Source organism: Streptomyces sp. NPDC024632 (assembly GCF_055559175.1).
This window is the reverse complement of record NZ_JBVHLD010000016.1, coordinates 24527-31996: the sequence shown is the minus strand read 5'-3', so window position 1 is coordinate 31996 and position 7470 is coordinate 24527. Positions and strand designations below refer to the sequence as shown.

Here is a 7470-nt window from a genome sequence, read left to right as displayed (position 1 = left end):
GATGACGACCGACAGCGGGGCCGTGGGGGCACAAGGTGTGCGAGCCGAGTGGGGGGACGTGCCCGCGGGGGTGCGGGGAGAGGCCGAGGCGCGCCTGGGGGCACGCGTCGCGGCGGCGGAGACGCAGGCCGGCGGCTTCTCGCCGGGCGTGGCGGCCCGCCTGCGGCTGACGGACGGGACGAGGGCGTTCGTCAAGGCCGTGACCTCGGCGGCGAATCCGGAGAGCCCGGGCATCCACCGGGCGGAGGCCGCGGTGGCCGCGGCGCTTCCCCGTGAAGTCCCGGCCCCGCGCCTGCTGGCCTCCTTCGAGCGGGACGACTGGGTGGTCCTGCTCTTCGAGGACATCGAGGGCCGCACGCCCGCACAGCCGTGGGACGCGGCCGAGTTGGAGCGCGTCCTGACCGCGGTCGGCGACCTCGCGACGCTGCTCACACCGTCCCCGGTGGAGGTCCCGCCCGTGGCGGAGGCGAACGCGGAGAATTTCCACGGCTGGCGCGCCCTGGCCGCCGAGCACGCGGCGGGCACCGACGACCTGACGGGCCTCGACCCCTGGGCCGTACGCCATCTGGCGGAACTGGCCGTGTTGGAGGCCGGATGGGCGCGGGCGGCGGCCGGAAAGACCCTGGCCCACGCGGATCTGCGGGCCGACAATCTGCTGCTCACCGCGGACGGCCGCGTCATGGTCGTGGACTGGCCGTGGGCCTGCCTGGCGGCGCCCTGGTTCGACCTGCTGCTGATGCTGCCCAGCGTGGGGATGCAGGGCGGACCGCCCCCCGCCGAGATCTTCGACCGGCACCCGGTGGCCGCGGGCGCCGACCCGGACGGCGTCACGGCGGTGCTGGCCGCCTTCGCCGGCTTCCTGCTCGGCCACGCGCGGCGGCCCGCGCCGCCCGGCCTGCCGACACTGCGCCCCTTCCAGCACGCCCAGGGCGTCGTCGCGCTCGACTGGCTGCGGACCCGTACCGGCTGGTCCTGACGGCGGCGCGCCCTACCCTGGCCTTATGTCCCCTTTCGTGGTCGAGCGCCGCACCCCGCTGCCCGTCGCCGAGGCGTGGCGGCGGCTGACCGACTGGGAACGGCACACCGCCACCGTGCCGTTGACCCGGATCAGCGTGCTGACGCCGCCGCCCGACGGGGTCGGCACGGCCTTCGTGGCGCGGACCGGGCTCGGCGGTGCCGGGTTCGACGACCCGATGCGGATCGTGCGCTGGGAGCCGCCGGTCGACGGCGGCCCCGGATTCTGCCGCCTGGAGAAGACCGGCCGGATCGTCACCGGCTGGGCGGAGATCGACGTACGGCCGGACGACACCGGTACGGGTACGGGCGCGGATACCGGCTCGTGGGTGCGCTGGCGCGAGGAGCTGCGGGTGTGGCGGCTGCCGGGAGCGTTCGACGCGGTCACGGCGCGTACCGGACGGCTCGTCTTCGGCCGGGCCGTGGACACGCTGCTGCGTGGGGAGTGAGGCGAAGACGGCCCGCGGGTACCGATGAGTTCCGCGCCGCGCACCGGTCTACCCCGGTGAAGCGCACGACCTTCCCGTGACACCGACCAGCGGAACGTAAGGCAGGCACCCATGTCCACGAAGATCTTCGTCAACCTCCCCGTGAAGGACCTCGACCGCTCCGTGGCCTTCTTCACCGCCGCCGGGTTCACCTTCAACCCGCAGTTCACCGACGACAACGCGACCTGCATGGTGATCAGCGACGACATCTACGCGATGCTGCTGGTCGAGCCCTTCTTCCGGACCTTCACCGAGAAGGAGATCGCGGACACCGCCACGACGACCGAGGCCATCGTGGCGCTGGGCCTGGACAGCAAGGAGCAGGTCGACCGGATCGCGGAGGCGGCCGTGGCCGGGGGCGGCACGGCGGCCAAGCGCACCGAGCAGGAGAGCCCGATGTACACCCGGAGCTTCTTCGACCTGGACGGCCACCACTGGGAGCTGTTCTGGCTGGACCCGGCCCTCGCCCAGGGCTGACCCGCCCCTGATCCAGGGCTGACCCGCCCCTGGTCCAGCGGCCTGGTCACCGTACGGGCGGCGGCCCGCTGCTCTCGCGCACGACCAGCTCGCCCGCGACCTCCACCCTGGTTGACGCGGGCTGCTCCCCACCGAGGAGCTGGAGCACCATCCGGGCGGCGAGCGCGGCCATGTCGGCGAGCGGGGTGCGTACGGTGGTCAGCCGCGGGGTGACCCAGTCGGCGAAGGGCAGGTCGTCGAAGCCGACGACGCTCAGGTCGGCCGGGACGCGCAGCCCGAGCGCGGCGGCGGCGCGGTAGGTGCTCAGCGCCTGCTGGTCGTTGCCCGCGAAGACCGCGGTCGGCGGGTCGGGCAGCCCCAGCAGGTCCAGGGCGTGCCGGTGCGCGGGCTCGTGGGTGAAGTCGCCGTATCGGACGAGCGCCGGGTCGAAGGGCAGCCCGGCCTCGTCGAGCGCCGAGCGGTAGCCGTCCACGCGGGCGCGTGAGGCCAGCCGCTCCGGCGGCCCGCTGATGACGGCGATCCTGCGGTGGCCGAGCCCGATGAGATGGCGGGTCGCGGCCAGCCCGCCCGGCCAGTTCGTGGCGCCCACCCACGGCACTCCGGGCGCGGGCTCGTCGGCCGGGGCGATCAGCGCGAAGGGCAGGCCGAGCCTGCGCAACTCCTCGTGCTGGGCGGGCGTCAGCTCCGGCAGCACCAGGATCGCGCCGCGCGTGCGGCGGGTGGCGAGCGAGTCCAGCCACTGCCGGGTGAGCCGGCTGCGGCCGTGCGTCGCCGACACCACCATGCCCAGCCCCTCGGCGTGCAGCGCCTCCTCCGCGCCCCGGATCAGCTCGCCCGCCCACGGGCTGGCCAGTTCGTTGATCACGAAGTCGATCAGGCCGCCCGCCGCCAGCGCCGTCGCCGCGGGGCGGTGCCGCGCGAGATACCCGTGCTGCTCCAGCAGCCGCTGGACCTTGGCGCGGGTCCTGGACGCCACGTCCGAGCGGTCGTGCAGCACCTTGGAGACCGTGGAGACCGACACCCCCGCCTGCCGCGCGATCTCGGCGAGCGTCGTCGTGCCTCCGCCGCCCGCGCCGCTGCCCGCGCCCGCGTCTGTGCCGCCGTCTGTGTCGCCGCCTGTGTCGCCGTCGGCTTCGTGCCCCGGTTCCGCCGCCGCCATCCTCTGCTCTCCCGCGCTCGCGCCCCCGGCGGCCGTACCGCCGTGCCGGTCCGCCTTTTGCGAAAGCTATCGCGAATCACCGCGGTCGCGGTTCTCGGACCCGGCGGCGGTCCGCGGGCCGGGAGACGGACGGCGGGTCCGGCAGCGGTCGGCGGGCCTGGTCGCGGCCCCAGGACCCGGCGGCGGTCCGCGGGTCCCGTCACCGCCTTGACCCTCACCGCAGGTGAGGGCCCACCGTGAGGGCAGGGCGTACCGCACGCCGCGGAACCGGACGAGAGGACCTTCCATGAAGACGACTGGACCTTCCACGACAGAGCGCTGCGTCATCCTCGACATCGGCGGAGTCCTGGAGATCACACCGCCGACGGGCTGGATCGAGCGGTGGGACGAGCGCCTCGGCCTCCCGCCGGGCACCGTGGACCGCCGTCTCGACGACGTCTGGGAGGCCGGGGCGGTCGGCGCGATCACCGAGCCCGAGGTACGCGCCCAGGTCGGCGCCCGCTTCGGCCTCGACGCCCGCCAGGTCGAGTCCTTCATGTCCGACCTCTGGGCCGAATACCTCGGCGCCCCCAACACGGAACTCATCGACTACGTCCGCGGCCTGCGCTCCCGCTGCCGCCTCGGCATCCTCAGCAACAGCTTCGTCGGCGCCCGCGAACGGGAGACCGCCCGCTACCGCTTCGACTCACTGGTCGACGAGATCGTCTACTCCCACGAGATCGGCGTCTCCAAGCCCGACCCCCGCGCCTTCGCGCTCACCTGCGAGCGCCTCGAAGTCCGCCCGTCGGACTGCCTGTTCATCGACGACCACGCCCCCAACATCGCCGCCGCCGAGACCGCGGGCATGCGCGCCCACCTCTTCACCGGCACCCCGCAGGCCGTCGCCCGCGTCGAAGCCCACCTGCCGGCGCTATGAGGTGCGGGTGTTGGTGAGGTGCGGTCCGATGTGGCCGATGTAGAGCAGACCGGTGTTGGCGGTGTCGTCGAAGAAGTGCAGCCGCGGGGAGATGGTGCTGCCGCCGCCGATCCGCAGATGGGCCTCCATGTAGACCGCGCCGGAGGGATCGACGGCGCGGGGCACGGGGAGGGTGCGCTCCTTGCGCCAGGAGAGGTTGCGCCAGACGGTGTCGGACTCCTTCATCAGGACCTTGCCCGCGGGGAAGGGGTGGCAGCCGGAGGGGAGATCCTGGCACCAGGAGCGGAAGTCGCCGCGGGCGCGGCCGGCCACGGAGGCGGCGGCGAAGTCCTCGAGAGCCTGGAGCGCTTCCCAGCAGACGTTGACCCAGTTGGGCTTGGAACGGTCGTCGAGACCGGTCATCACCTTGGCGTCCCCGGTGAAGAGCAGGGTGGGGAACTGGTGGAGCCGGGCGTGGAGTTCGGTGAAGCTGCCGGGCAGCGCCTCGCTCTCGTCCTCCTCGACGGGGGCGAAGGCGGCCTCGTAGGCGCCGACTTGCTGGAGACGTAACTGGAGCGCGCGGACCTGCTGTTGGGCGGCGCGGCGCTCGGCGTAGAACTCCTCGGCGAGCCAGTTGGCGTCGGCGAGGTCGTGCTGGAGCTCGCGGACCTGCTTGTAGCGGGCGGCCTCGGCCTCCGCCGCCTCGTCGAGAAGGGCGATCAGGCTCTCGTGGTCGGCGCGCAGGCGCGCGATCTCGTCGCCGTGCTCGGTGGACCGGGGCCGCGGGCGCTGGGCGTGCAGGCGGGCCAGCGGCTGGGGGAGCGGCATGCGGGCCGCCTGGTTGCGCGGCAGCGCGGTCAGCACGGTGGCGGCCCGTACCGGATCGGCCTCGACCGTGGCGCGGGACATCACCGGGTGCCGCTGCCCGTCGGCGGCCCACGCGGGGTCGACGCGCGGCATGTACGTACGGATGCCGCCGCCGAAGACCGGATGGTGTTCGAGCGCCTTGTTGAACGCGGCCTGCGCCTCGCGGGTCAGCACGTACAGCACCGCGCGGCCCACGAGTTGGGTGAAGGCGCGGTCCACGACCTTCTCCAGCCACTCGTCGGCGTCGGTCCCGTACGGCACGCTCGCCACGACGATGGGCAGCCGCCGCTCCCGGTCGGTCAGCTCCTCGACCACCTCCTTCACGTCACCGGCGTAGATGAAGCTGGCGCGGGCGCGGATCTCGGCGATGCCGCTGTGCGTGTCCAGGGCGTCGAGTATCGCGTCGGCCAGCCGCGGCTTGGACGCGCGGATCTGCGGTATCTCCGCCGAGTCCGGCCGGTGTTCGACATCGAGCTGCACCCAGGTGCGGCCCGGATCGGCCATGTCGGTACGGACGATGAGCGTGGACTGCCAGGTCGCCCGCAATGTCGGCGGGCTCTCCCGCAATCGCCAGCGGCTGTGCGCGCCCAGCTGCCCCGAATCGGTGTCGCGGTCGAGCGTCACGTGCTCGGCTATCTCGTTGCGGCCGTCGTGCAGCGCCGTGACCGGATAACCCTTGGCGTCGGTGAGCCACTCCGCGACCAGCCGGTCGGCCGTCGCGGCGGCCGTGACGTAGTCCTGCTCGGTCCACACGACCATGCGGTACGCGGACGCGTCCACGCAAGTCCCCCCTCGGTGGGCTGATCGATCTTCAAGGGGAGGCTAGAAGAGCGCGGTGTCACGGTGATAGGGGGCACGCCGTCCGACCGGGCCGTACGGGCTGCCCGATCCGGGGCGAATCGGGTCCCCGGCCGCTGGGCGTCACACCTCCGCTGCCCCGGTGGCCTACGCGAGCGCCGCGCGCAACTCCCCTGTCGTGGGCGGGTTGGCGCCGGGCCGCGAGACGGTGAGCGCGGCGGCGGTGCCCGCGTGGCGCAGCACATGGGCGAGGGTCGCCTTGTCCAGGGCGCCGAGCGCGGGACGGGCGGCGGCGCCGGTGAGGCCGAGGCCGGTGAGGGCGTCCAGCGTCGCGGACATGAAGGAGTCGCCCGCGCCCACGGTGTCGGCGACCTCGGTCCGCACCGGCGCGCCCGTCACCTCGATGTCACGGGTGAAGGCGGCGGCGCCCTCCCCGCCCATGGTCACGAAGACGACGGCGGGCCCGGCCGCCAGCCAGCGCGCGGCGACCGCCGCGACCGGCTCGCCCGGATACAGCCACTCCAGATCCTCGTCGCTCGCCTTGACGAGGTCGCTCAGCGCCACGCACCGCTCGACTCCGGCGACACCCTGCTCGTGCGTGCCCATCAACTCCGGCCGGATGTTGGGGTCGTAGCTGACGGTGGCGTCCGCGCGCAGCCGCGCGGCGAGGTCCACGGTGGTGGCCGCGCCCGGCTCCGCCACGGCGGCGATCGACCCGATGTGGACGTGCCGGAGCGCGGCGGGCGGCTCGACGGGCCCGAGCGTCCACGCGATGTCGAAGTCGTAGCGCGCCGCGCCCTGTTCGTCGAGCGTGACCACCGCCGTCGGCGTGCGGACGTCGTGCCGGCCGTCTGCGAGCAGGTGTACGCCCGCCGACCGCAGGTGGTCGGTGATGAGCTTGCCCGAGGGGTCGTCGCCGAGCTGCGTGAGGAGCGCGGTGGCGTGGCCGAGGCGGGCCAGCCCGTACGCCACGTTGGCCGGACTGCCGCCGGGATGCGGCACATCGGGCTGTCCGGGGGTCCGGACGATGTCCGCTACGCACTCACCGATCACCAGGAAGTCGCTCATGGGCCACATGCTGCCGTATCGCGGTCCCGCCCGGCGACCCCCCGTCCCCGTACGCGATCACGCGGGCGGTCCCCTGCCGGTACGCGGCCGGAGACCGTCTGCCGCGGCGGGCCCGCCCGCCCTACGCTGGTGGCGGCGGCCCCGCGGATGAGCGGGGCGGCGGACGAAGGGGGGCTCCGTGGACGCGGAGTTGGCGGCACTGGCCGCGTCGGGCGCGACGCAGGTGGTCACACTGATGGCGTCCGACGCCTGGACACAGGTACGGGACCGGCTGGCGCGGTTCCTCGCACGCGGCAGCGGCGGCAGCGCCGGGGCGGCGGCCGACGGCGATACGGCAGCCGACGACGGTACGACCGGGGCCGCCGCACGCACCGGGGACGAGACCGCCGCTCTCGACGAACTCCAGCTCTCCCGAGCCGAGTTGACGGCCGCCAGGGACTCGGGGGACGCGGACGCCGCCGCCGACATCGAGGCGGGCTGGCGCACCCGGCTGCGCCGCGTCCTGCGGGACGACCCGGCCGCCGCCGCCGAACTGCGGCTGCTGCTGGAGGAGTTGGCCCCGGCGGCCGGCCGTGGCTCGGTCAGCGTCGTCAACAACACCGTCAACGACGGGGTGTTCCACGCCCCGGTCATCCAGGGCCGCGACATCAGGAGCACCACCGTCCACGGCGGCGGCCCGACGACGCCCTGACGGCGGCAGGGCC

At 74.1% G+C, this 7470-nt stretch carries 8 protein-coding genes; 5 read left to right on the top strand and 3 right to left on the bottom strand.

Going from position 1 to position 7470, the window contains the following annotated elements; all coding sequences use genetic code 11:
- Position 1 precedes the first annotated feature (1 nt).
- The 3 genes from ACZ37P_RS28535 to ACZ37P_RS28525 all read left to right on the top strand — a co-directional run bounded on the left by ACZ37P_RS28535 (position 2) and on the right by ACZ37P_RS28525 (position 1979).
- Positions 2-976, top strand: coding sequence for an aminoglycoside phosphotransferase family protein (locus ACZ37P_RS28535; RefSeq protein WP_467349246.1), 975 nt, complete (start codon positions 2-4; stop codon positions 974-976).
- Between the two features lie 25 nt (positions 977-1001).
- Positions 1002-1463, top strand: coding sequence for an SRPBCC family protein (locus ACZ37P_RS28530; protein WP_401720967.1), 462 nt, complete (start codon positions 1002-1004; stop codon positions 1461-1463).
- 111 nt (positions 1464-1574) lie between these two features.
- Positions 1575-1979, top strand: a complete 405-nt coding sequence (locus tag ACZ37P_RS28525) for a VOC family protein (protein WP_355333246.1) — start codon at positions 1575-1577, stop codon at positions 1977-1979.
- Between the two features lie 46 nt (positions 1980-2025).
- Here the strand turns inward: ACZ37P_RS28525 and ACZ37P_RS28520 are convergent, their stop codons facing one another.
- Positions 2026-3138: a LacI family DNA-binding transcriptional regulator gene (locus ACZ37P_RS28520; protein WP_467349243.1), complete on the bottom strand. Its 1113-nt coding sequence runs from the start codon at positions 3136-3138 to the stop codon at positions 2026-2028.
- 286 nt (positions 3139-3424) lie between these two features.
- Here ACZ37P_RS28520 and ACZ37P_RS28515 point away from each other — a divergent pair, with 286 nt between their 5' ends.
- Positions 3425-4054 carry an HAD family hydrolase gene (locus ACZ37P_RS28515; protein ID WP_355333240.1) on the top strand — a complete coding sequence of 210 codons (630 nt, stop codon included), beginning with the start codon at positions 3425-3427 and terminating at the stop codon, positions 4052-4054.
- On the opposite strand, the gene ACZ37P_RS28510 is transcribed toward ACZ37P_RS28515, so the two are convergent.
- Together ACZ37P_RS28510 and ACZ37P_RS28505 are read right to left on the bottom strand one after the other, a co-directional pair.
- A complete protein-coding gene (locus tag ACZ37P_RS28510; protein WP_467349241.1) occupies positions 4049-5680 on the bottom strand; it encodes a hypothetical protein in 1632 nt (543 codons plus the stop codon). The genes ACZ37P_RS28515 and ACZ37P_RS28510 overlap by 6 nt on opposite strands.
- A 165-nt stretch (positions 5681-5845) precedes the next feature.
- Positions 5846-6766, bottom strand: a complete 921-nt coding sequence (locus ACZ37P_RS28505; RefSeq protein ID WP_467349239.1) for a carbohydrate kinase family protein — start codon at positions 6764-6766, stop codon at positions 5846-5848.
- Between the two features lie 178 nt (positions 6767-6944).
- Here ACZ37P_RS28505 and ACZ37P_RS28500 point away from each other — a divergent pair, with 178 nt between their 5' ends.
- Positions 6945-7457, top strand: a complete 513-nt coding sequence (locus ACZ37P_RS28500) for a hypothetical protein (RefSeq protein ID WP_401856289.1) — start codon at positions 6945-6947, stop codon at positions 7455-7457.
- Positions 7458-7470 lie beyond the last annotated feature (13 nt).

Bases quoted from the DNA above. Each gene is read 5' to 3' on its own strand.
- ACZ37P_RS28525 (WP_355333246.1), top strand. From the start codon at position 1,575: ATGTCCACGAAGATCTTCGTCAACCTCCCCGTGAAGGACCTCGACCGC.
- ACZ37P_RS28530 (WP_401720967.1), top strand. From the start codon at position 1,002: ATGTCCCCTTTCGTGGTCGAGCGCCGCACCCCGCTGCCCGTCGCCGAG.
- ACZ37P_RS28505 (WP_467349239.1), bottom strand. From the start codon at position 6,766: ATGAGCGACTTCCTGGTGATCGGTGAGTGCGTAGCGGACATCGTCCGG.
- ACZ37P_RS28515 (WP_355333240.1), top strand. From the start codon at position 3,425: ATGAAGACGACTGGACCTTCCACGACAGAGCGCTGCGTCATCCTCGAC.
- ACZ37P_RS28520 (WP_467349243.1), bottom strand. From the start codon at position 3,138: ATGGCGGCGGCGGAACCGGGGCACGAAGCCGACGGCGACACAGGCGGC.
- ACZ37P_RS28535 (WP_467349246.1), top strand. From the start codon at position 2: ATGACGACCGACAGCGGGGCCGTGGGGGCACAAGGTGTGCGAGCCGAG.